Origin of the sequence: Micromonospora auratinigra (assembly GCF_900089595.1) — a bacterium.
Lineage (GTDB): Bacteria > Actinomycetota > Actinomycetes > Mycobacteriales > Micromonosporaceae > Micromonospora > Micromonospora auratinigra.
Window position 1 is genome coordinate 470434 of sequence record NZ_LT594323.1, and the last position, 21876, is coordinate 492309.

Consider the following 21876-nt stretch of genomic DNA (forward strand, 5'->3'; position numbering starts at 1 on the left):
TCTCGAACACGGACGGGCCGTGGTGTCACGACAGTGGGGCACCAGGCCCGCCGGCTCGCACCGCCCGATCCACGTGCGGTGCCCACCCCCCATCCGAGAGGGATCGATGAGAACAGTCAGCACAGGCCGGTCGCGCCGCCGCAGGCGGCACGTACCGGCGTTCGACACCATCCGGCACGGGGGCCGCAAGGTCCTCGCCGCCGGTCTGCTCGCGGTGCTCGCGAGCACGATCGGCGGACAGGTGCCCGCCCAGGCGCAGCAGCGCGCCCAGGCGACGCGTCTCGAGGCGCAACGCTACGAGTCCGTACCCGTCACGCCGGTGAAGGCCACCAAGCCCGGACCCGAGCCGGAAGCGGCGGCGGCCAAGGTCCGCCGTCCCGCGCCGGTGTGGCCGGCGGCCGGCACCGCCGAGGTCACCCTCCCGACCGCCGCCGCGGGCGCGCGGGCGGCCACCACCGCGGCGGTACGCGCCGGCACCCTCCCGGTCACCGTCCGCCCGGTCGCGGCGGGTGCCCGCGCGGCGGCGGCCAGTCCCGGCACGGTACGCGTCGAGGTGCTGGCGAAGGAACGCGCCACCGCCGCCGGTGTCAACGGCCTGCTGGTGCGGGTCGGCCGCACCGACGGCGCGACCTCGGCCGGGCAGGTAGAGGTCGGCGTCGACTACGCCGCCTTCGCCTCGGCCTACGGCGCCGACTGGTCCTCGCGGCTGCGGCTGGTCCGGGTGCCCGAGTGTGCCCTCACCACGCCGGGCGCGCCGGGCTGCCAGCCGGTCCCGCTGAACTCGCGCAACAACGTGCGTACCCGCACCCTGACGGCCCCGGTCTCGGCCGCGCCGATCCGCGAGGCACTGTCGCCGACCGACGCGAAGCGGCTGGACCTGGGCCGCACCGCGGCGCTGACCGGCACGCTGCTCGCCGCGACCAGCGGTCCGTCCGGTGGCGCGGGCGACTTCACCGCGTCGAGCCTGGCACCGTCCTCGTCGTGGAGCCACGGCGGCGCCACGGGCGGTTTTCAGTGGTCGTATCCGATGCGGACGCCGCCGGGGCCGGGCGGGCCGTCGCCGTCGTTGGGCCTCGGCTACTCCTCGCAGGCGGTGGACGGCCGGCAGGCGGCCACCAACAACCAGCCCGGTGCGTTCGGAGAGGGCTTCGACTGGTCGCCGGGCTTCATCGAGCGGCAGTACAAGTCCTGCGCGGACGACATGGGCGGCACGGCGAACAACACGACCAAGACCGGGGACCTCTGCTGGGGGCCGGAGAACGCCATCCTCTCGTTGAACGGCTCGTCGACGGAGTTGCTCAAGGGCAGCGACGGCAAGTGGCATCCGCGCCGGGAGGACGGGTCCAAGGTTGAGCTGCTGACCACTCCCGCCTACAGCAACGGTGACAACGACAACGAGTACTGGAAGGTCACCACGACCGACGGCACCCAGTACTGGTTCGGCCGCCACCAGCTGCCCGGCTGGTCCGCGGGCCGCCCCACCACCAACTCGGTGCTCACCGTGCCGGTGTTCGGCAACAACCCGGGCGAGCCCTGCAACGCCAGCACCTTCGCCGCCTCCGAGTGCGGCGGAAAGCGGCAGGCGTGGCGGTGGAACCTCGACTACGTCCAGGACGTCCACGGAAACACCATGTCTCTGTGGTGGACGAAGGAAACCAGCTACTACGCCAAGAACATGACCTACGCGACCCCGGTCGTGTACGACCGTGCGGCGTACCTGACCCGGATCGACTACGGCACCGATAACCGGGACAACAACGAGTACGCGGCCACCAGCCCGTACATCGAGAACGCCCCGGGCAGGGTGGAGCTCACCAACTCCGACCGCTGCCTGGCGAACTGCACCACGAAGAATGCCACCACCTGGCCGGACACTCCCTGGGACCAGGAGTGCCTCGCCACCACCAACCCGTGCCTGAACGTCTCCCCGACCTTCTGGTCGGCGAAGCGCACCACGGTGATCACCACGAAGGCGTGGAAGGCGTCCTCCTCGGCCTACCAGGCCGCAGACTCGTGGACGTTCCGACACAGCTTCCCGGACCCCGGTGACGGCACCCGTGCCGGCCTCTGGTTGGAGGGGATCACCCACCGCGGCCTGAACGGTGGCACCGTGACCGCCCCCGAGGTGACCTTCTCCGGCATCCAGATGCAGAACCGGGTCGACGCCGCCGGCAGTGACTGGGCGCTGGCGATGAACTGGTGGCGGGTCAACTCGATCCGGTTGGAGACCGGTGGCGAGATCTTTGTGACCTACAGCCCGCGCGAGTGCGTGGCGGGCAGCGTCATGCCGAGCTCGACCGCGCTGGACAGCAACACGTTGCGCTGCTACCCGGTGAAGTGGACGCCGCAGGGTTACACCGACCCGGTCACCGACTACTTCCACAAGTACGTGGTGAAGGAAGTCCAGCAGATCGACCACCTCGGTGGTGCCCGCCCGCTGCGGACCGCCTACGACTACCTCAATCCCAAGAACGAGGCGCTCTGGCACTACGACGAGGACACCGGCCTGGCGCCGGACAAACGCCGTAGCTGGTCCCAGTGGCGGGGCTACCCGACCGTCATCACGTACAACGGTGAAGGCGCCGAGCGGACCAAGAGCGAAACCCTCTACTTCCGCGGCATGTACGGCGACAAGCTCGCCTCCGGTGGCACCCGCACCACGCAGGTGCAGGGCCGCGAGGGCGGCGCGACCAACGACTACGACCACTACGCCGGCTCCCCGCGGGAGACGGTCAACTGGCTCGGCTCGACCATCCTGTCCGCCACCCTGAACGAGATGTGGCGCTCCGACCCGCCGACGGCCACCCGTGCCGGCACGCCGGTCGCCGAGGCCCGCTACGCCCGGGTGCGTGTGGCGCGCTCCCGCATCACCACGGACACCGGGGTGCGCCGGACGGCGTCCACCACCACCTTCGACAGCTACGGCATGCCGACGTTGGAGGAGGACAGCGGCGACGACACCAAGACCGGCGACGAGCGGTGCACCCAGACCGAGTACATCCGCAACACCGGCAACTGGCTGTTGACACCGGTCAAACGGATAAACGGTTGGGTAGGTACCTGCGCCGGCAGCCCTACCAGCGAGGACCAGATCACCGGTGACACCCGCTTCAGCTATGACTCCCTGTCCTACGGCACGGCCCCGACCAAGGGCCTGCTGTCCGTCACGGAGAAGCTCACGAGTTTCTCCAGCGGTGTGCGTTCCTACCAGCAGGTATCGAGGTTGACCTACGACGTGGTGGGTCGAGTGGCGGACTCCACCGACGTGGCAGGTGAGAAGACCAAGGTCACCTACACGCCTCTCACCGGCGGTCCGGTGACGCAGGTCAAGACGACCAACCCGCTTCTCTGGGACGAGACGGTTGACATGGACCCGGTGTCCGGCCTACCCGTCAAGAACACGGACGCGAATGGTCGGGTCACCGAATACACCTATGACGCCATGGGTCGCAACGCGTCGGTCTGGTTGCCGAACCGGTCGAAGGCAACCTTCCCGTCGAGTCCGTCGACCATGTACACCTACAGCCTGTCGAAGACGGTGCCGTCGGTCGTCACCACTCAGGCGCTGAACGCGAACGGCAGCTACGACACCTCCTACGCGCTGCTGGATGCACTGGGTCGGCCGAGGCAGACGCAGGAGTCGGCGTACGGTGGGGGCCGGATCCTCACCGACACGTTCTATGATGCGGGTGGCCGGGTCTACAAGGCCAATTCCGCTTACTACAACAGCGGAACGGCCGGTACGACTCTCTACTCGGGCCTCGACGCGGATGTGCCCAGTCAGACCCGTACGCTTTATGACGCCGCAGGGCGTCAGATCCATTCCCTCCTGCTGGTCTCCGAAGCGAGCACGCAGGTGGAGAAGGCTCGGACGTCGACCACCTACTACGGTGATCACATCACAGTGGAGCCGCCTGTCGGAGAAGCGGCGACCACGATCTGGACAGACGTCGAGGGCCGTACGGCCAAGCTGTGGCAGTACCACGGGCGCGCCGCCACGGGAACCTATGACGAGACGAGTTACTCCTACGACGCGGTGGGACGTCTGGCGACCGTCAAGGACGCCTCCGGCAACACCTGGTCCTACGACTACGACGTCCAGGGCCGACCCGTCTCCTCGACGGACCCCGACCGGGGTGCCGCGACGCTCCAGTACAACGCTCTGGGGGACCTGGAGAAGACCACCGACTCCCGCCCGGATACGCCTGATCTCTGGTACAACTACGACCGGCTCGGCCGGTTGCTCACCGTGCGCGAAGGTAGCCTCACCGGCGCCAAGCGGATCGAGTACACCTATGACCTCCCGGTCAAGGGCATGGCCAAGTCCGCCTCCCGGTGGATCGGGACCGACGAGTACAAGTCCGAGGTCGTTACGGTTGATGCGCAGTACCGGCCGACTCAGACGAAGCTGACCCTGCCGCCCTCGCAGGCTGGCTTCTGCGGCATCGGTGCCACGACCTGCAGCTTCACTTCCAAGGCCAGCTTCCGGGCCGATGGTTCGCCCAATACCATGACGCTGCCCGCGGCCGGAGGCCTCAGCCAGGAGATCCTCACCTACGAGTACGACTCCACGTACGGGCTGGCGGACAAGTTGGCCACCGACTACGGGGACGCCAGTTATTACGCCATTCAGTCCGGCTACACGAATCTGTTCGAACTGAGCACCCTCACCCGTTCGACAGCCCTGACCGGGGCGAAGTTCGTGCAGACGACCGACCGGTACGACGACGGCACCGGCCGGGTCAAGAGCAGTGCCACTCTGCGCTCCACGTCCCCGTCGTACATCACGAACACGTCCTACGACTACGACGCCAGCGGCAACATCCTCAAGATCGACGACAACTCCGGAGCCCGCCCGCGGGACACCCAGTGTTTCGCGTACGACCACCAGCGCCGGCTCACCGATGCCTGGACGCCGGCCTCCTTCGACTGCGCCACCGCGCCGCGGACGGAGGCGGAGCTGGGTGGGCCGGCGCCGTACTGGCAGCAGTGGTCGTTCGGCGCGCCGGACGACCCGAAGGGACGGATCGGCAACCGGCTGACCCAGACCGAGCGGGGCACCCCGACCGGCACGGTCACCACCACCTACTCCTACCCGAACGCGGGGGCGGCACAGCCGCACCGGCTCGACGGTTGGAGCAGGACCGACAACACCGGCACCACCACCGGCTCGTACCTCTACGACGAGGCCGGCAACATGAAGACCCGCCCGGGTGCCAACGGTCAGCAGAACCTGACCTGGGACGTCGAGGGGCACCTCGCCACGCTGACCGACAGCAAGGGCAGCAACTCCTACATCTACGACGCCGCCGGCAACCGGCTCATCGCCACCGATCCGACCGGCAGCACGTTGTTCCTGGGTGACCAGGAGGTGCGGAAGAACGCGAGCACCGGGCAGGTCGACGCCACCCGGTACTACTCGTTCAACGGCGAGGCTATCGCCCAGCGGACGGTCACCGGGCTGACCTGGCTCGCCAGTGACCACCAGGGCACCTCGCAGGTCAGTATCGGCACGGACGCCAACCAGACGATCACGCAACGTCGGCAGACCCCGTACGGCGGGCCACGCGGCGACGCGGTGTCCTGGCCGAACAAGCAAGGTTTTCTGGGTGGCTATCAGGATCCCACCGGCCTGACGCACCTTGGCGCCCGGGAGTACGACCCATCAATCGGTCGGTTCATCTCCGTGGATCCGGTCAACGATCCCGGAAATCCGCAACAGTTGGCAGCCTACACGTATGCCGCCAACAACCCGATCACCTACAGCGACCCCAGTGGCGAGATCATCCCCGAGTACACGCAGCCGTCGGCCACCCCCGGCCTGGCTCTCTGCGACTACTACAACCTCGGCGGGTATGCCTGCCAGAACATGATCGAAGGCACGCACGGTAAGGGTGAGGGCGAGGACACCCGTCCCGCCAGCGGCAGCGGCTTTCCGAAGAAGAGTGGCTCTCAGAAGGCGCACGAATTCCTCGAGGGCTGCGGGTTGTTCATCGCCGGCCTCGGCGCTGTTTGCGATGGGATCAACGCCGGCATCTACATCAAGGAGGGCAACTGGAAGGAGGCCACGCTCTCCACGGTCTCGGCGCTTCCGGTCGTCGACTGGGCCTGCAAGATCAAAGCATTCTGCAAGCGGGCCATCGGCTGGGTCGGTGAGAAAGCCAAGACTCTTCTGGGTCGAGTGCCGCTCGGTAGGGCCCCGGCGATCAACCCGGCGGCCGAAGCCAAGGAGATGAACGCCCTCAAGCAGGAACTCCGCGAGGCGGCCAAGAACCCGCCACCGGCCAAGACTCCGAAGCCGCCCACGAAGGAAACCGCGCCGGCGACGAAGGGGAAGACCGGCGGGGAGAACACCGGTGGCGCCCCAAGGTCGCGGGATGGTTGTCCGACGCACAGCTTCGATCCGGCCACGCCGGTCCTGCTGGCGGACGGTACGAAACGCCCCATCGAGGAGGTGCGCCTCGGCGACGAGGTCCTCGCCCGAGACCCGGAGACGGGAGCCGTCAGCGCCCAGAGCGTGAATCGGTTGCACGTCAACCAGGATGAGGAACTCACCGATCTCGTCGTCCGAACCAAGGGTGGCAAATTTGCCACGCTCAGCACCACCCAGCATCATCCGTTCTGGAGCGAGAGCCGCCGGAAGTGGATCGATGCGGGCAACCTTCAGCCGACGGAATGGCTCAAGACCTCCACCGGCGAGATCGCAACGGTGGCCAAGGTCGACAACTTCCTCGGTCGCAAGACGATGCGGGACCTCACTGTTTCCAACATCCACACCTACTTCGTGGTCGTCGGGAACACCCCGGTGCTGGTCCATAACTGCGGCAACGAGGTGGCCAGTCACAAGACCCTGCCGAGCAGAAATGCCGCGTTCAGGGAAGCGAAGCGGGATCTCGGCATCCCGGTGAGTCAGCAGCCGGACGAGGTTCGCTCGGTGCCGATGACGACGCGCGAGGGCACTCAGATCATGAATGACCGTGGGCGTCCGGTGATGACGAGGGAATATATCTATGTGCGCGGAGGCGGTGACCGGGTGGTCATCCAGGATCACTCGTTCGGACATCAGTACGGAGAGGGAGGAATTGGTGACCAGGGCTCGCATCTGAACGTGCGACCGTGGAGCAATACCCGCACTGGTAAGGTTCCCGGCACCGCGCAGCATTACGAGTATTAGCAGGTGGGTATGAGCTGGCTGGATCTGGTGACCAATTCGCACGGTTTGCGACAGATATTTCATGGGCAGGCACCTGCCCTTGATGGTGTCGATCTGCACGAGATTTCAGTCGGCCGTGAGGGGCCCACGCTCAGGATCAGGTTCGATCTGCGTGCATTTCCGGCCGACCCGCCGGTCAAGTGGCGGCGCAGTGGCTTCAACGCCGTGCAGGTCGAACTCCTGTTCGGCGGGGTTAGCGCTCTGTCTCTGCAGGGGGTGTCGGTCAACATGGTCGCGGACGTGCACATCGAGCACGACGGGAAGGTGTCACTGCTAATCACTTCCCCGGCAGTGCGGGTGACTGCGAGCGCCGATTCGGTGACCATTGCGCGGATCGAGGGTTACATCGACGGAGGGCGTGCGGCGCCAGCCGCTGAAACTGCGCAGGGAAGCGCCCGATAGGTCAGCGCAGGGGGCCGCGTGCCGTCCGCATCCAGCGGACGGCACGCGGCCCCCTGCGCTGCTGGGCGGGTCCCGGGCATGATGTGCGCCGTCAGTGCCGGCCAGGGGTGTGTCCGGCCAGGGGTGTGTCCTGCTCTGCTCACTCACGTGGCGCGCCGCACGGGGCAGGCCTGTCGAGAGGCGTGAAGGACTCGTCGGGGAGACGCTGACCACCCTCGGCGCGGGCGATGGAGGCGGCCGGGCGATCTCGGTAGGGTAGGTGCCGGTCGGCTCCGACCACCAAGATCCACACCGCCGGGGGGCGCCACGCATGGCTGATTCGTTCGCGCATCTGCACGTGCACACCGAGTACTCGATGCTCGACGGGGCGGCCCGGCTCAAGGACCTCTTCGCCGAGGCCAAGCGGCTCGGCATGCCGGCCGTGGCGATCACCGACCACGGCAACATGCACGGCGCGAACGACTTCTACAAGCAGGCCATGGACGCCGGGGTGAAGCCGATCCTGGGCGTCGAGGCGTACGTCGCGCCGGAGTCGCGCTTCCACAAGGCGCGGGTCAAGTGGGGCCGCCCGGAGCAGAAGAGCGACGACGTCTCCGGTAACGGCGCGATCACCCACATGACCATGTGGGCGGCGAACCGGACCGGCCTGCACAACATGTTCCGGCTCAACTCCCGCGCCTCGATGGAGGGCCACTACGTCAAGTGGCCGCGGATGGACATGGAGCTGATCGCCGAGCACGCCGAGGGGATCATGGCCACCACCGGCTGCCCGTCCGGCGCGGTGCAGACCCGGCTGCGGCTCGGCCAGTTCGACGAGGCGCTCAAGGTCGCCGCCGCCTACCAGGACATCTTCGGCAAGGACAACTACTTCCTCGAGATCATGGATCACGGCCTCGACATCGAGCGCCGGGTCCGCGACGGGCTGACCGAGATCGCCCGCAAGCTCGACATTCCGCCGGTGGTCACCAACGACTCGCACTACACCCACGAGGCGCAGGCCGAGGCGCACGACGTGCTGCTCTGCGTGCAGACCGGCAGCAACGTCGCCGACCCGAACCGGTTCCGCTTCGAGGGCGGCGGCTACTTCGTCAAGTCCGCCGACCAGATGCGGGCGGTCGACTCCTCGGAGCTGTGGCAGCAGGGCTGCCGTAACACCCTGCTGGTGGCCGAGAAGGTCGACCCGACCGGGATGTTCACCTTCCACAACCTGATGCCGCGCTTCCCGATCCCCGAGGGGGAGACCGAGGAGTCGTGGTTCCGCAAGGAGACCTTCGCCGGGCTCAAGCGCCGCTTCCCGAACGGCATCCCGGAGGGGCACGTCGTCCAGGCCGAGTACGAGCTGGGCGTCATCATCCAGATGGGCTTCCCGTCGTACTTCCTCGTGGTCGCCGACTTCATCCAGTGGGCGAAGAGCCAGGGCATCGCGGTGGGCCCGGGGCGTGGCTCGGCGGCCGGCTCGCTGGTCGCGTACGCGCTGGGCATCACCGACCTGGACCCGATCCCGCACGGGCTGATCTTCGAGCGGTTCCTCAACCCCGAGCGCGTCTCGATGCCGGATGTCGACATCGACTTCGACGAGCGCCGGCGCGGTGAGGTGATCAAGTACGTCACCGACAAGTGGGGCGAGGACAAGGTCGCCCAGATCGCCACCTTCGGCACGATCAAGGCGAAGGCCGCGATCAAGGACTCGGCCCGGGTGCTCGGCTACCCGTACGCGGTGGGCGACCGGATCACCAAGGCGATGCCCCCGGCGGTGATGGGCAAGGACATCCCGCTGTCGGGCATCTTCGACCCGAAGCACCCGCGCTACGCCGAGGCGGGCGAGATCCGCGGCCTCTACGAGACCGACCCGGACGTCAAGAAGGTCATCGAGACGGCCAAGGGCATCGAGGGGCTGATCCGGCAGACCGGCGTGCACGCCGCCGGCGTGATCATGTCCGCCGAGCCGATCATCGAGCACATCCCGCTGATGCGCCGGGACGCCGACGGGGCGATCATCACGCAGTTCGACTACCCGACCTGCGAGTCGCTCGGGCTGCTGAAGATGGACTTCCTCGGCCTGCGCAATCTGACGATCATTGACGACGCGGTCAAGAACATCCAGCTCAACCACGGCCAGGAACTGGACCTGCTCGGCCTGCCGCTGGACGACAAGGCCGCGTACGACCTGCTCGCCCGGGGCGACACGCTGGGCGTGTTCCAGCTCGACGGCGGGCCGATGCGCTCGCTGCTGCGGCTGATGAAGCCGGACAACTTCGAGGACATCTCCGCCGTGCTGGCGCTCTACCGGCCCGGCCCGATGGGCGTCGACTCGCACACCAACTACGCGCTGCGCAAGAACAACCTCCAGGAGATCACCCCGATCCACCCGGAGCTGGAGGAGCCGCTGCGGGAGATCCTGGCCCCCACCCACGGCCTGATCGTCTACCAGGAGCAGGTGCAGCGCGCCGCGCAGATCCTCGCCGGCTACACCCTCGGCCAGGCCGACCTGCTGCGCCGCGCGATGGGCAAGAAGAAGAAGGAGATCCTCGACAAGGAGTTCATCCCGTTCCGGGACGGCTGCCGCGAGCGCGGCTACTCCGACGAGGCGATCCAGGCGGTCTGGGACGTCCTGGTGCCGTTCGCCGGCTACGCCTTCAACAAGGCGCACTCCGCCGCGTACGGGCTGGTGTCGTACTGGACCGCGTACCTGAAGGCGCACTTCCCGGCCGAGTACATGGCGGCGCTGCTGACCTCCGTCGGTGACGACAAGGACAAGATGGCGCTCTACCTGTCCGAGTGCCGCCGGATGCGGATCCAGGTCCTGCCGCCGGACGTGAACACCTCGGCCGGGCCGTTCACCCCGGTCGGCAAGGACATCCGGTTCGGCCTGGCGGCGGTGCGCAACGTGGGCGCGAACGTGGTCGCCTCGATCATGCGCTGCCGGGACGAGAAGGGCGAGTACACCGACTTCTACGACTTCCTGTCCAAGGTCGACGCGGTGGTCTGCAACAAGAAGACCATCGAATCGCTGATCAAGGCCGGCGCCTTCGACTCCCTCGGGCACTCCCGCAAGGGGCTGCTCGCGGTGCACGCCGACGCCATCGACGCGTACGCCGACGTCAAGCGCAAGGAGGCCGTCGGCCAGTACGACCTCTTCGGCGCGGGCTTCGGCGACGCCGACACCGGCGGCAGCACCACGGTGATGCCGATCATCGGCGAGAGCGAGTGGGACAAGCGCGACAAGCTCGCCTTCGAACGCGAGATGCTCGGCCTGTACGTGTCCGACCACCCGCTCTTCGGCCTGGAGCACGTGCTCGGCGCGGCCGCCGACTGCACCATCGCCTCGCTGTCCGAGGAGGGCACCGTGCCCGACGGCGCGGTGGTCACCCTGGCCGGCATCCTCTCCGGCGTGCAGCGCCGGGTCACCAAGCAGGGCCGGGCCTGGGCCTCGGCCACCCTGGAGGACCTGGCCGGTGGGGTGGAGACGCTCTTCTTCCCCAACACCTACGAGGTGATCGGCCAGTACATCGCCGAGGACGCCATCGTGGTGGTCAAGGGGCGGGTGGACCGCCGCGACGACACCCCGCGCATCATGGCGATGGACATGTCCATGCCGGACATCAGCAGCAACCCGGCGAACAAGCCGGTGACGCTGACCATCCCGGTGCACCGCTGCACGCCGCCGCTGGTGGAGCGGCTCAAGGAGACGCTGGTGCTGCACCCCGGCGACACCGAGGTGCACGTCAAGCTCCTCAACGGCGGCAAGGTCACCACGCTGCGGCTCGGTCCGTTCCGGGTGGCCGCCACCACCGCGCTGATGGGCGACCTGAAGAGCGTCCTCGGCCCGGCCAACGTGAGCTGACCACCGGCCACCCGCCGCCCAGCGAGATCGCGCTCGCTCCGGGACGTAGCGGGCCCGCGTCCGTCGCGAGGCCACCATGTCCATGTTTGAGCATGATCACGAAGGCGGGCGGCGGGCGGCGGGCGGCGGGCGGCGGGCGGCGGGCGGTTGGGTGGTGGGGCACCATCGGTCCATGCCCTCCTCCGAGCTGCTGCGGGTGCGCGACCTCGTGCCCGACTTCCTCGCCGGTCTGGACGCGTGTGCGGGCACGCCCGCGGTGACCTGGCCGCCGCGGTGGCGGACCCGTTACCTGGGCCGGCACGAGGACGTCCGCCGGGCGCTGGACCGGGACGGGGAGTGGCCCGGTACGGAGGATCTCGCCGGCGTCCTGCTCGCGCTCCGTGACCGGGCCGACGACCTGGTCGCCCGCGCCGACGCGGTCCGCGCCCTGCTGCCCGACGGGGTGGCCGCCGTCTGCGACGCACTCGGCTGGGCGGACCGGGCCGAGCCGGTCGAGTGCGTGCTGCTGGTCGGGCTGCACCGGGCCAACGGCTGGGCGGACACCCTCGACGGCCGGTACGCCCTCTTCCTCGCGGTCGAGGAACTCGGCCCGCCCGGAGACGACCGGCTGCTCGTGCTGCACGAAGGGGCACACGTGGTGCACGACCGGCTCGCCGCCATCCGCGACTGGCCGGAGCACGGGGTGGCGAACACCCTCTTCGTCGAGGGACTGGCCACCCGGGTGTCGGCGGAACTGGACCCCGGGCGGCCCGCCGAGGACCACCTCTGGTTCGGCCGTACCGGGTACCGGCCCTGGCGCGACGAGTGCCGCCGCCGCTGGCCGGAGATCCTGGACCGGGTCCACGCCGACCTGGCCGCCACCGACGAGGCGCGCCACGCGGCGTACTTCCGGATGCGTGACGCCGGTGACCTGCCGAAGCGCTGCGGCTACCTGGTCGGCCTGGCGCTGGTGGGCCGGCTGCGCGAGCGGCACCCGCTCGCCGAGTTGGCCCGCTGGCCGCTGCCCCGGGTGCGCGCCGAGCTCGGCCGGGCGCTCGCCGGCCTGCCCGCGCCGGACTGAGCCGCCGGGCCGCTCGGCGCGCCGTCCCCGGTCCGCCCGGGAATCCTCGGCCGGGGCCGACCGCCGGTGGGCGACGTACTGCTGCGGGGGTGGCGGAACCGCTCGGTGGGCGTCCGCGCTGCTGCGGTGCCGCACCTACCGCCTACTGCCGGGCGGCGCGCAGTACCGCTGCGGCCAGTCGATGGTTCTCCCGGGCGCCGCCGCCCCCGCCGGGGGCGAAGCGGCGACGGGTGTAGCTGTACGCGACACCGCTGTCCGGGTCGGCGAAGGACTGGGCGCCCGTCGCGCCGCTGTGGCCGAAGGCGTCGTGCCCCAGGAACGGGTATCGCACGGCCTGCGCCTCGAAGCCGAGCAGGAAGTGGTCCCGTTCGCCGGTGACCAGGTCGGTCCCGGTCGCGTGGGGTCGGGTGAACTCGGCCAGGGTCGCGGCCGCGAGCAGGGGAGACCGGCCGTCGACCGTGCCGATCGCGGCGGCGTACATCGTCGCCAGGCCCCGGGCGCTGCCCACGCTGCCGGAAGAGGTGGGCCCGAGGGCCCGTACGGCGCGGGTGTTGGCGAACTCCACCAGGTCGGTCGGCGGGGTGGCGTGGAGGTTGAAGGCGATCCTGGTGAGGTCGGGCGGGGTCGGGTTGCCGGAGTCCTCGGCACCGGCCGGCGCGGGCTGCACCGGACGGTAGCGCGGTTCCAGCTCCTCGGGCAGGCCGAGATGGAGGTCCAGGTGGTAGGGGAGCGCGAGCCGCTCGCGGTACAGCTCCTGGACGGACCGGCCGATCGCCCGGCGGACCACCTCTGCGGTGAGCGCGCCGATGACGAAGGCGTGGTAGCCGTAGGCGCTGCCCGGCCGCCAGTAGGGGCGTTGCCCGGCCAGCCGCTCGGCGAGCAACCGGTCGTCGGCCAGCTCCGCGGTGGTGAAACCGCCGTCGACGCCGATCAACCCGGCCTGGTGGGCGAGCAGTTGCCGCAGGGTGATCCGGCCCTTGCCCTCGGCGGCGAACTCCGGCCAGTGGTCGGCCACGGGCCGGTCGAGGTCCAGCACGCCCTCCTGTACCAGCAGCGCCACCACCAGGTACGCGGCGCCCTTGCCGGACGAGTAGAGGGCGAGCAGCGAGTCTGTGTGCATCTCCGGGCCGGCCCACAGGTCCACGACCGGTCGTCCGTGCAGGCGGACCGCGAGCTGCGCCCCGAGGGAGGGTTCGTCGGCGACGACCCGGGCGAACTCGGCCCGGACCTCCTCGAATCCGGCGGCCACGGTGCCGTGGACCCCGTCGGTGCTGGACATGGCTCTCCTTGTGGACGACAGCGTTCGGGTCAGGCGGCGCTGACCGCGCGGGCGAACCGCACGACCCGCTCGGCCTGTACGCGCGCGGCCGCGCGGGTGGTGTCGTCGACCGGTGCGGTGCCACCGGCGTCGTGGTGGGCGGTGCCGTACGGGTTGCCGTCGGCGAACTTGTCCGGGTGGGTGTAGCCCGGGGCGACGACGATCCCGCCGAAGTGGTGGAAGGTGTGGGTCAGGGCGAGCAGGGTGGATTCCTGGCCACCGTGCAGCGTGCCGGTGGAGGTGAAGCCGCTGTAGACCTTGTCCGCCAGCAGCCCTTGCTGCCAGACGCCGCCGAGTGTGTCGAGGAACTGCTTGAGCTGCGAGGAGATGTTCCCGAACCGGGTCGGTGACCCCATGATCACCCCGTCGGCCCAGATCAGGTCGTCGGCGGTGGCGACCGGGATGTCGGCGGTCGCGGCGACGTTGGCGGTCCAGGCCGGGTTGTCGTCGATGACGGCCTGGGGGGCGAGTTCGGCGACCCTGCGCAGGCGTACGTCGGCACCGGCCTTCTCGGCGGTCACGGCCATCTCCCGGGCGATCTCGGCGACGCTGCCGGTGGCGGAGTAGTAGACGACAGCGATCCTGACCAGTCTGTCCATGATGGACACTCCATCCGGAACGGGCGAGGTGGAGCGGGTGCTCCTTGCTCGTGGTGTGACCAGAACGGTATGGTCATGAGGGGTGATAGTCAAGACCGGTGACTATCACCTTTGGTGACCAGTGGGAGGTGGCATGCGCCGCAGCGAACGCAAACGGCGGGACCCGGACCTGGGTGTCCTCAGCAGCCGCCTGCTCTTCGCGGTGCAGGAGGAGTTGTTCGACACCCTCGCCCAGCAGGGTCATGCCCAGCTACGCCCCCAGCACGGAGCCGTCCTCGCCTACCTCGACCCCGACGGCAGCCGGGCCGTCGACCTGGCGCTCCGTTCCGGCCAGCACAAGCAGGTCGTGGGAAAGCTGATCGACGAGCTGGAGGCGCTGGGTTACCTGGAACGCCATCCGGACCCGGCAGACCGACGGGCCAAGCTGGTCGTCCCCACCGCCCGGGGCCTCGACCAGATGAGCCGTTCCGACGCCATTCTCGCCGCCATCGACCAGCGGTACGCCGAGGCGCTGGGCCCCGACCGCTACGCCGAGTTCAAGCGGACGCTGGCCGAGGTGACCGAGCGGCAACGGGCCTGGCGTGCCGGGCCGGGAGAGCGGTGACCAGGCCACGACTGGTCGATTGGCGCTGACCGGTGATCCCGCGCAGCGGTTAGCGTCACGACATGGAGCTGGAACAGGCGCAGAAACTGTGGCAGCCGGAGCCCGGGTGGCTGAACACCGCCACGTACGGGTTGCCGCCCGAACCGGCCTGGGCGGCGGTGCAGGAGGTGCTCGCCGACTGGCGGACCGGGCGGGTCTCCTTCGAGGGCTGGGACGCCTCGGTCGGCCGATCGCGGGCGGCGTTCGCCGGTCTGGTCGGCGTACCGGCGGCCGACGTGACGGTCGGCAGCACCGCGTCGCAACTGCTCGCCCCGATCGCCGCCGCGTTGCCCGCGGGCGCGACGGTGCTGGTCCCCGAGGTGGAGTTCACCTCGATGCTCTTCCCCTGGCTGGTGCAGGAGTCGCGCGGGGTCCGGGTCCGCACGGTGCCGCTGGCCGGCCTCGCCGACGCGGTGGACGCCGACACCGACCTGGTCGCGTTCAGCCTGGTGCAGTCCTCCGACGGCGCGGTCGCGGCGTACGACGAGATCGTCGCGGCGGCCCGGGCGCACGGCGCGCTGGTGACGGTGGACGCCACCCAGGCCTGCGGCTGGCTGCCCTTCGACGCGGCCCGGGCCGACGCGGTGGTGGTGGCGGCGTACAAGTGGCTGATGGCGCCGCGCGGGGTTGCCTTCGCCTACCTGGCCCCCGCGCTGCGCGAGCGGATGCGTCCCGACGCGGCCAACTGGTACGCCGGCGCGGACCCGCACGCCTCCTACTACGGGCAGCCGCTGCGGCTGGCCGAGGACGCCCGGCGGTTCGACATCTCCCCGGCCTGGTTCAGCTACGTCGGCGCGGCCCCCGCGCTGGAACTCCTCGCCGAGGTGGGCCTGGACGCGGTGCGCGCGCACGACGTGGCGCTGGCGAACCGGTTCCTGGCCGGGTTGGGCCGGCCGCCGGGCGACAGCGCGATCGTCGCCGTGGCCGTGCCGGACGCGCAGGAGAAGCTGGCCCGGGCGGGCGTGCGGGCGGCGGTGCGCGCCGGCCGGGTCCGCGCCTCGTTCCACCTCTACACCACCGAGGCGGACGTCGACCTGGCCCTGGACGCGCTGGCGGGCTGACGAGCCGGACGTGTGGACGGCTCCCACCCCGGGACCGGGCGGGAGCCGCCACACCTCCGGCTCGGCGTCCCCGACGCCGCCTCCGCTCAGGCCAGGTGGCCGCCGATCCTCGTGTACCCGCGCAGCAGGTCGCGGGAGATGATCAGCCGTTGCATCTCGTCGGTGCCCTCGAAGATCCGGTACAGCCGGACCTGCCGGTACCAGCGCTCGAGGGGCAGCTCGCGGGTGTAGCCCATACCGCCGTGGATCTGCAACGCCCGGTCCACCACCCGGTTGACCATGCCGGCGCCGTAGAGCTTGCCCATCGAGGAGGCGTGCCGGGGGTCGAGCCCCGCATCGACCGTCCAGGCGGAGCGCAGCACCAGCCAGCGGGCCGCCTCCAGCTCGGTCTCCGAGTCGGCGATCATCCACTGGATCGCCTGGTTGGTGCCGATCGGCGCGCCGAAGGTCTCCCGGGTGTTGGCCTGGTCGATGGCCATCTGCAACACCCGTTCGGCGATGCCGATCGCGTGCGAGGGGATGGTGTACCGGCCCTTGCCGATCCACTCCATGCCCAACGCGAAGCCCTGCCCGAGCTCGCCGAGGATGTTGCGGTGCGGGACCCGTACCCCGTCGAAGACGAGCGCTGCGGGACCGCCCTCACCCATGGTCTGGATGAACTCCGAGCGCCAGCCCATCGCCCGGTCGACCAGGAACGCGGTCGCCCCGCCGTGGCGGGCCCCCTTCTCCGGGTCGGTCACCGCGACCACGATGGCGAAGTCGGCGTCGTTGCCGTTGGTGATGAACGTCTTCTCGCCGTCGAGCACCCAGTCGTCGCCGTCGCGGCGGGCCCGCAGCCGGATGTTCGCCGCGTCCGAGCCGGCGCCCGGCTCGGTGATGGCGAAGCAGGAGATCCGGTCCCCGGCGATGGTGGGCAGCAGGAACTCCCGCTGCTGGTCCTCGGTGGCGTGGAAGAGGATGTTGTCGGCCTCGCCGCCGAACCGGAACGGCACGAAGGTACGCCCCAGCTCGGTCCAGATCAGCGACTGCATGACGGCCGGCAGGTCCATGCCGCCGTACACCTCCGGGGTGGCCAGTCCCCAGAAGCCGAACTTCTTCGCCTTGAGCTGGAGTTCGCGCAGCTCCGAGCGGTCCAGGCCGGGGCGGTGGGCGCGCTCGCGGCGCAGCACCTCCTGCTCCAGCGGCATGACCTCGCGGGTGATGAAGGCGCGCGCGGTGTCGCGGACCGCCCGCTCCTCGTCGGACAGTGCGAAGTCCACGGTGCCCCCTCCCGTCGGCGCTGCGGCGCGGGCCCGGGCAGCGGGCGGCCGAACGCGGAACGCCCTCAAACTAGCGGTGCAAGTTTTCATCCGTCCAGCCCTCTGCTTCCACCGTCGAGGTGAGGACCGGTCGCCTTATCAGTGGTTAAGGTGCCTCGGCAGGTGATTTCCGGACGGGGGAGGAGGGAACGGCGTGCCGCGACCTCGACAGGCCCTGCTCAGCCGGGAGCGGATCGTGACCACCGCGCTCGCCCTGATCGACGCCGACGGGCTCGCCGCGCTCTCCACCCGCCGGCTGGCCGCCGCGCTGGGCGTGCAGGGCCCCTCGCTCTACAACCACTTCGCCACCAAGGACGACATCCTGCTGGCGGCCGCCGACAGCGTCACCGCCACCGTCGACACCAGCGCCTTCGGCCGCCACGACTGGTGCGAGGCGCTGCGCCGCTGGGCGCTGTCCTACCGGCAGGCGCTCGCCGCGCACCCGAACATCGTCCCGTACCTGGCCCAGGGACCGGGCCGGCGGCCCGCCGCCCTCGCCATGGCCGACGCGGTCTACGGCGCGCTGGTACGCGCCGGCTGGCCGCCCGCCCGGGCCACCCACGTCGGCGCCGCCCTGCGCTACTACGTCGCCGGCTCGGCGCTCGGCTCCTTCGCCCGGGGCTTCGTCGAGGACCCGGAGCTGTACGCGGCCCACCCGCACCTCAGCCAGGCGCACCGGCTCGCCGGGCACCAGCACAGCGTGGACGAGGGCGCCTTCCGGCTCGGCCTGGACGCGCTGCTGCACGGGCTGGCCGCCGAGTACGAGCGGACCGTCGCCGGGCTGGAGCCGGCCGGCCGCGCGGAGTAACCTGGCCCACCCCGCCCCCCTGGAGGAAGGACGCCATGGACGTCGTCGCCGCCCCTCCCGCCGTCCTGGTCCGCCGGCACCTGTACGTCGCCGGGGAGTGGGTCGACCCCGCCGACGGCGCGCCGATCCCGGTGGAGAACCCGGCCACCGGGGAGATCGTCGGGCAGGTACCCGCCGGCACCCCGGCCGACGTCGACCGGGCCGTCGCCGCCGCCCGGGCCGCCTTCCCCGGCTGGGCGGCCACCACCCCCGCCGAGCGGGCCGCGTACCTCGACCGGCTGCACACCGCGCTGGCCGCCCGGGTCGACGAGATCGCCCGTACCGTCGCGCTGGAGCTGGGCGCCCCGCTCAAGCTCGCCACCCGGGTGCAGGCCGGCCTGCCGCTGACCGTGCTGCGCGGCACGGTCGAGCTGGCCGCCCGCCCGCCGGCCGAGGAGACCGTGGGCAACTCCCTGGTGGTCCGGGAACCCGTCGGCGTGGTCGGCGCGATCACCCCGTGGAACTACCCGCTGCACCAGGTGGTGGCCAAGGTGGCCCCGGCCCTGGCGGCCGGCTGCCCGGTGGTGCTCAAGCCCAGCGAGCTCACCCCGTTGACCGCGTACCTGCTCGTCGACGCGGCGCACGAGGCCGGGCTGCCCCCCGGGGTGGTGAACCTGGTGCCGGGCACCGGCCCGGTGGTGGGCGAGGCGCTCGCCGCGCACCCCGACGTCGACCTGGTCTCCTTCACCGGCTCCACCGCCACCGGCCGGCGGATCGCCCACCTCGCGGCCGACCGGATCGCCCGGGTGACCCTGGAACTCGGCGGCAAGTCGGCCAACCTGATCCTCGCCGACGCCGATCTGCCCACCGCGGTCAAGGTGGGGGTCGGCAACGCGCTGCTCAACTCGGGGCAGACCTGCACCGCGTGGACCCGGATGCTGGTGCACCGCGACCGCTACGCCGAGGCGCTGGACCTGGTCGCGACGGCCGTCGCCGGCTACCGGCTCGGTGACCCGTTCGACCCGGCGACCCGGCTCGGCCCGCTGGTCTCCGCCGCGCAGGCCGAGCGGGTCCGCGGCCACGTGGCGCGGGCCCTCGCGGACGGGGCGCGGCTGGTCGCCGGTGGCCCGGACGCCCCGCTGCCGCCCCGCGGCCACTTCGTCGCGCCGACCGTCCTGGCCGACGTGCACCCGGACAGCGCGCTGGCGCAGGAGGAGGTCTTCGGCCCGGTGCTCGCGGTCATCCCGTTCGCCGACACCGACGAGGCGGTCGCCATCGCCAACAACTCCCGGTACGGGCTGGCCGGCGCGGTCTGGTCCGCCGACGAGGAACAGGCCCTCGCGGTGGCGCGGCGGCTGCGTACCGGCCAGGTGGACGTCAACGGCGGCGCGTTCAACCCGCTCGCCCCGTTCGGCGGCTACCGGCAGTCCGGCCTCGGCCGCGAGTTGGGCGCGCACGGGATCGCCGAGTTCACCGAGCTGAAGGCGATCCAGCGATGAGGGCGCTGGTGGTCCGCGGCCGGGACGCCACCCCGGCGGTCGAGGAGGTACGCCAGCCCGACCCGGGCCCCGGCGAGCTGCGGGTCCGGATCCGCGCCGCCGGCATCTGCCACTCCGACCTGTCGATGGTCAACGGCACGCTCGCCCCGGCGTACCCGCTGGTGCTCGGGCACGAGGCGACCGGAGTGGTCGCCGGGACCGGCCCCGGCGCGCGGCTGGCCGTCGGCACCCCGGTGGTGCTCAACTGGGCCCCGGCCTGCCGGTCCTGCTGGCACTGCCGGCACGGCGAACCCTGGCTCTGCGCCGCCAACAGCGCGCCGGCGACCGCCCGGGGCGAGACCGTCGACGGCACCCCGCTGCACGTCACCCTCGGCCTCGGCGCGCTCGCCGAGGAGGTGGTGGTCCCCGAGCGCGCCGCCGTGCCGATCCCCGCCGGCCTGCCGCCGGAGCAGGCGGCGCTGCTCGGCTGCGCGGTGCTCACCGGCACCGGCGCGGTCCGCAACACCGCCCGGGTGGCGCCCGGCGAGTCGGTCGCGGTGCTCGGCCTGGGCGGGGTCGGGCTGGCCGCGCTGGGCGCCGCCCGCCGGGCCGGCGCCGCGCCGGTGCTCGCCGTCGACGTCGCCGAGGCCAAACGGGACCTCGCCCTCGCCGCCGGGGCCACCGACTTCCTGCTCGCCGACGACCGGCTCAGCAAGGAGGTCCGGGCGCGCACCGGAGGCCGCGGCGTCGACCACGCCTTCGAGTGCGTCGGCCGGGCCGCCACCATCCGCGCCGCCTGGCGGCTGACCCGGCGCGGGGGAGCGGTCACCGTGGTGGGCATGGGCGGCAACGACGACCTGCTCACCCTCTCCGCGCTGGACATCTTCCACTCCGCCCGGACGCTGCGCTCCTCGGTGTACGGCTCGTCCGACCCGGACCGGGAGGTGCCGGCGCTGGCCGCCGCGCTCGCCGACGGCAGCCTCGACCTGGGTCCGCTGGTCAGCGGCACGGTGCCGCTGGACGAGGCGCCGGCCGCCCTCGACCGGCTGGCCCGGGGCGAGGGGGCCCGCTGGGTGGTCAGCTTCCCGGCGTGACCCGCCGCTCGATGAGCACCGCGTAGCCGTCGAGCAGCCGGCACAGCCCGAAGTCGAAGACGCTCTCCAGGTCGAGGTCCACCTCCCCCTCGGCCATCAGCGCGGCCATCGTCGACATCCCGCCGCCCGCCATCACCTGCTGGAACATCGGGTAGTGGCGGTCCACCCACTGGTCGTCGGTGAGACCGGTGTCCTGCCGCGCCTGCTCGCCCGCCTCCAGGTTGGTGGCGATGCCCCGTACGTACCCCATCAGGGCGATCGCCAGGTGCCAACGCACGTGCCGGTCGAGGCCGAGACCGGCGGTGGCCCGCAGCGCCCAGTCGGTCTGCGCCATGCCGTGGCGCAACGCCTGCGGGCGGGCGATCGAGATGATGTGCGGCGCCCACCGGTGCCGCCGGTAGGCCGCCCACTGCGCCCGGGCGAGCAGGTCCAGCGCGGTCCGCCAGCCGGCCGGCGGGACCGGCGGCAGCGGGGCGTCCCCGAGCACCGTGTCGGCCATCGCCAGCAGCAGGTCGTCGCGCCCCCGCACGTGCCGGTACAGCGCCATGGTGGCCACGCCCAGGTCGGCGGCGAGCTGCCGCATCGAGACCGCGGCGAGGCCACCGGCGTCGGCGAGGGCGATCGCGCCGCGGACCAGCCGCTCCCGGCTCAGCGCCGGCTCGCCGCCGCCCGGGCCGCCACGCGGCCGGACCGTCGCCGCCGGGCCCGGGGCCACGACCGTACCCGCGCCGGGCCGGGTCAGCACCCGCCCCTCGTCGCGCAGCAGGGCGAGCACCTTGGTGGCGGTGGCGATGGCCACCCCGTGCTCGCGGGTGAGCTGCCGGGCCGAGGGCACCGGGTCGCCGGGGCGCAGCTCCCCGAGGTCGATGCGGCGGCGGATCTCCGCGGCGATCCGCCGGTACGGCGGCTCCGCTGCGGGCGCGGCGTGGGACATCGCGACACCTCCGGCGGCAGCGTACTAGTACGAGGTGCCCCGCCGGCCGGCGTGAGCGCAGCGTACTAGTGCGGCGGCGGCGCGCACGGCCCCCGCCGCCTAGCGTCGCCGCCACGGGGGTGCCGCCTCCGCCCGGCCCGGCCGG

13 protein-coding genes are annotated in these 21876 nt (G+C 71.3%); 9 read left to right on the forward strand and 4 right to left on the reverse strand.

All coding sequences use genetic code 11. The annotated features are described in order from the left end of the window. The first annotated feature begins 106 nt into the window (after nucleotides 1-106). The 4 genes from GA0070611_RS02215 to GA0070611_RS02230 all read left to right on the forward strand — a co-directional run bounded on the left by GA0070611_RS02215 (nucleotide 107) and on the right by GA0070611_RS02230 (nucleotide 12519). Nucleotides 107-7174, forward strand: a complete 7068-nt coding sequence (locus tag GA0070611_RS02215) for an HNH/endonuclease VII fold putative polymorphic toxin (RefSeq protein WP_157740166.1) — start codon at nucleotides 107-109, stop codon at nucleotides 7172-7174. Between the two features lie 9 nt (nucleotides 7175-7183). Then, a complete protein-coding gene (locus GA0070611_RS02220) occupies nucleotides 7184-7615 on the forward strand; it encodes an Imm50 family immunity protein (RefSeq protein ID WP_091656441.1) in 432 nt (143 codons plus the stop codon). A gap of 310 nt (nucleotides 7616-7925) precedes the next feature. Next, complete coding sequence (dnaE, locus tag GA0070611_RS02225; protein ID WP_091656445.1) at nucleotides 7926-11459, forward strand: DNA polymerase III subunit alpha; 3534 nt, start codon at nucleotides 7926-7928, stop codon at nucleotides 11457-11459. A 172-nt stretch (nucleotides 11460-11631) separates the two neighbouring features. Continuing rightward, nucleotides 11632-12519 carry a hypothetical protein gene (locus GA0070611_RS02230; RefSeq protein ID WP_091656449.1) on the forward strand — a complete coding sequence of 296 codons (888 nt, stop codon included), beginning with the start codon at nucleotides 11632-11634 and terminating at the stop codon, nucleotides 12517-12519. Between the two features lie 142 nt (nucleotides 12520-12661). Here GA0070611_RS02230 and GA0070611_RS02235 read toward each other — a convergent pair whose 3' ends face one another. Both GA0070611_RS02235 and wrbA read right to left on the reverse strand, forming a co-directional pair. Beyond that, nucleotides 12662-13798, reverse strand: coding sequence for a serine hydrolase domain-containing protein (locus tag GA0070611_RS02235; protein WP_091656455.1), 1137 nt, complete (start codon nucleotides 13796-13798; stop codon nucleotides 12662-12664). Between the two features lie 29 nt (nucleotides 13799-13827). Next, nucleotides 13828-14436 (reverse strand): NAD(P)H:quinone oxidoreductase, encoded by a 609-nt coding sequence (gene wrbA, locus GA0070611_RS02240; protein ID WP_091656459.1) that lies wholly within the window; start codon nucleotides 14434-14436, stop codon nucleotides 13828-13830. A 133-nt stretch (nucleotides 14437-14569) separates the two neighbouring features. Here wrbA and GA0070611_RS02245 point away from each other — a divergent pair, with 133 nt between their 5' ends. Together GA0070611_RS02245 and GA0070611_RS02250 are read left to right on the forward strand one after the other, a co-directional pair. Beyond that, nucleotides 14570-15040 (forward strand): MarR family winged helix-turn-helix transcriptional regulator, encoded by a 471-nt coding sequence (locus tag GA0070611_RS02245; RefSeq protein ID WP_091656464.1) that lies wholly within the window; start codon nucleotides 14570-14572, stop codon nucleotides 15038-15040. Between the two features lie 62 nt (nucleotides 15041-15102). Beyond that, nucleotides 15103-16140 (forward strand): aminotransferase class V-fold PLP-dependent enzyme, encoded by a 1038-nt coding sequence (locus tag GA0070611_RS02250; RefSeq protein WP_091656467.1) that lies wholly within the window; start codon nucleotides 15103-15105, stop codon nucleotides 16138-16140. An 86-nt stretch (nucleotides 16141-16226) separates the two neighbouring features. Here the strand turns inward: GA0070611_RS02250 and GA0070611_RS02255 are convergent, their stop codons facing one another. Further along, on the reverse strand, nucleotides 16227-17399 hold the full coding sequence (locus tag GA0070611_RS02255) for an acyl-CoA dehydrogenase family protein (protein WP_091656472.1): 1173 nt from the start codon (nucleotides 17397-17399) through the stop codon (nucleotides 16227-16229). 193 nt (nucleotides 17400-17592) lie between these two features. Here GA0070611_RS02255 and GA0070611_RS02260 point away from each other — a divergent pair, with 193 nt between their 5' ends. The 3 genes from GA0070611_RS02260 to GA0070611_RS02270 are packed head-to-tail and all read left to right on the forward strand — an operon-like array spanning nucleotide 17593 to nucleotide 20797. After that, entirely contained in the window at nucleotides 17593-18246 is a 654-nt protein-coding gene (locus tag GA0070611_RS02260) for a TetR/AcrR family transcriptional regulator (protein ID WP_091656494.1), read from the forward strand. Between the two features lie 35 nt (nucleotides 18247-18281). Continuing rightward, nucleotides 18282-19724: an aldehyde dehydrogenase family protein gene (locus GA0070611_RS02265; protein ID WP_091656499.1), complete on the forward strand. Its 1443-nt coding sequence runs from the start codon at nucleotides 18282-18284 to the stop codon at nucleotides 19722-19724. Then, entirely contained in the window at nucleotides 19721-20797 is a 1077-nt protein-coding gene (locus GA0070611_RS02270; RefSeq protein WP_197675833.1) for an alcohol dehydrogenase catalytic domain-containing protein, read from the forward strand. The genes GA0070611_RS02265 and GA0070611_RS02270 overlap by 4 nt, the downstream gene beginning before the upstream one ends. On the opposite strand, the gene GA0070611_RS02275 is transcribed toward GA0070611_RS02270, so the two are convergent. Beyond that, the gene (locus tag GA0070611_RS02275) at nucleotides 20781-21731 is read right to left on the reverse strand and encodes a GntR family transcriptional regulator (RefSeq protein WP_091656503.1); all 951 of its coding nucleotides are present in this window, start codon (nucleotides 21729-21731) and stop codon (nucleotides 20781-20783) included. The genes GA0070611_RS02270 and GA0070611_RS02275 overlap by 17 nt on opposite strands. Nucleotides 21732-21876 lie beyond the last annotated feature (145 nt).

Coding starts and splice junctions, on each gene's coding strand:
- GA0070611_RS02215 (WP_157740166.1), top strand. CDS start 107: ATGAGAACAGTCAGCACAGGCCGGTCGCGCCGCCGCAGGCGGCACGTA.
- GA0070611_RS02220 (WP_091656441.1), top strand. CDS start 7,184: ATGAGCTGGCTGGATCTGGTGACCAATTCGCACGGTTTGCGACAGATA.
- dnaE (WP_091656445.1), top strand. CDS start 7,926: ATGGCTGATTCGTTCGCGCATCTGCACGTGCACACCGAGTACTCGATG.
- GA0070611_RS02230 (WP_091656449.1), top strand. CDS start 11,632: ATGCCCTCCTCCGAGCTGCTGCGGGTGCGCGACCTCGTGCCCGACTTC.
- GA0070611_RS02235 (WP_091656455.1), bottom strand. CDS start 13,798: ATGTCCAGCACCGACGGGGTCCACGGCACCGTGGCCGCCGGATTCGAG.
- wrbA (WP_091656459.1), bottom strand. CDS start 14,436: ATGGACAGACTGGTCAGGATCGCTGTCGTCTACTACTCCGCCACCGGC.
- GA0070611_RS02245 (WP_091656464.1), top strand. CDS start 14,570: ATGCGCCGCAGCGAACGCAAACGGCGGGACCCGGACCTGGGTGTCCTC.
- GA0070611_RS02250 (WP_091656467.1), top strand. CDS start 15,103: ATGGAGCTGGAACAGGCGCAGAAACTGTGGCAGCCGGAGCCCGGGTGG.
- GA0070611_RS02265 (WP_091656499.1), top strand. CDS start 18,282: ATGGACGTCGTCGCCGCCCCTCCCGCCGTCCTGGTCCGCCGGCACCTG.
- GA0070611_RS02270 (WP_197675833.1), top strand. CDS start 19,721: ATGAGGGCGCTGGTGGTCCGCGGCCGGGACGCCACCCCGGCGGTCGAG.
- GA0070611_RS02275 (WP_091656503.1), bottom strand. CDS start 21,731: ATGTCCCACGCCGCGCCCGCAGCGGAGCCGCCGTACCGGCGGATCGCC.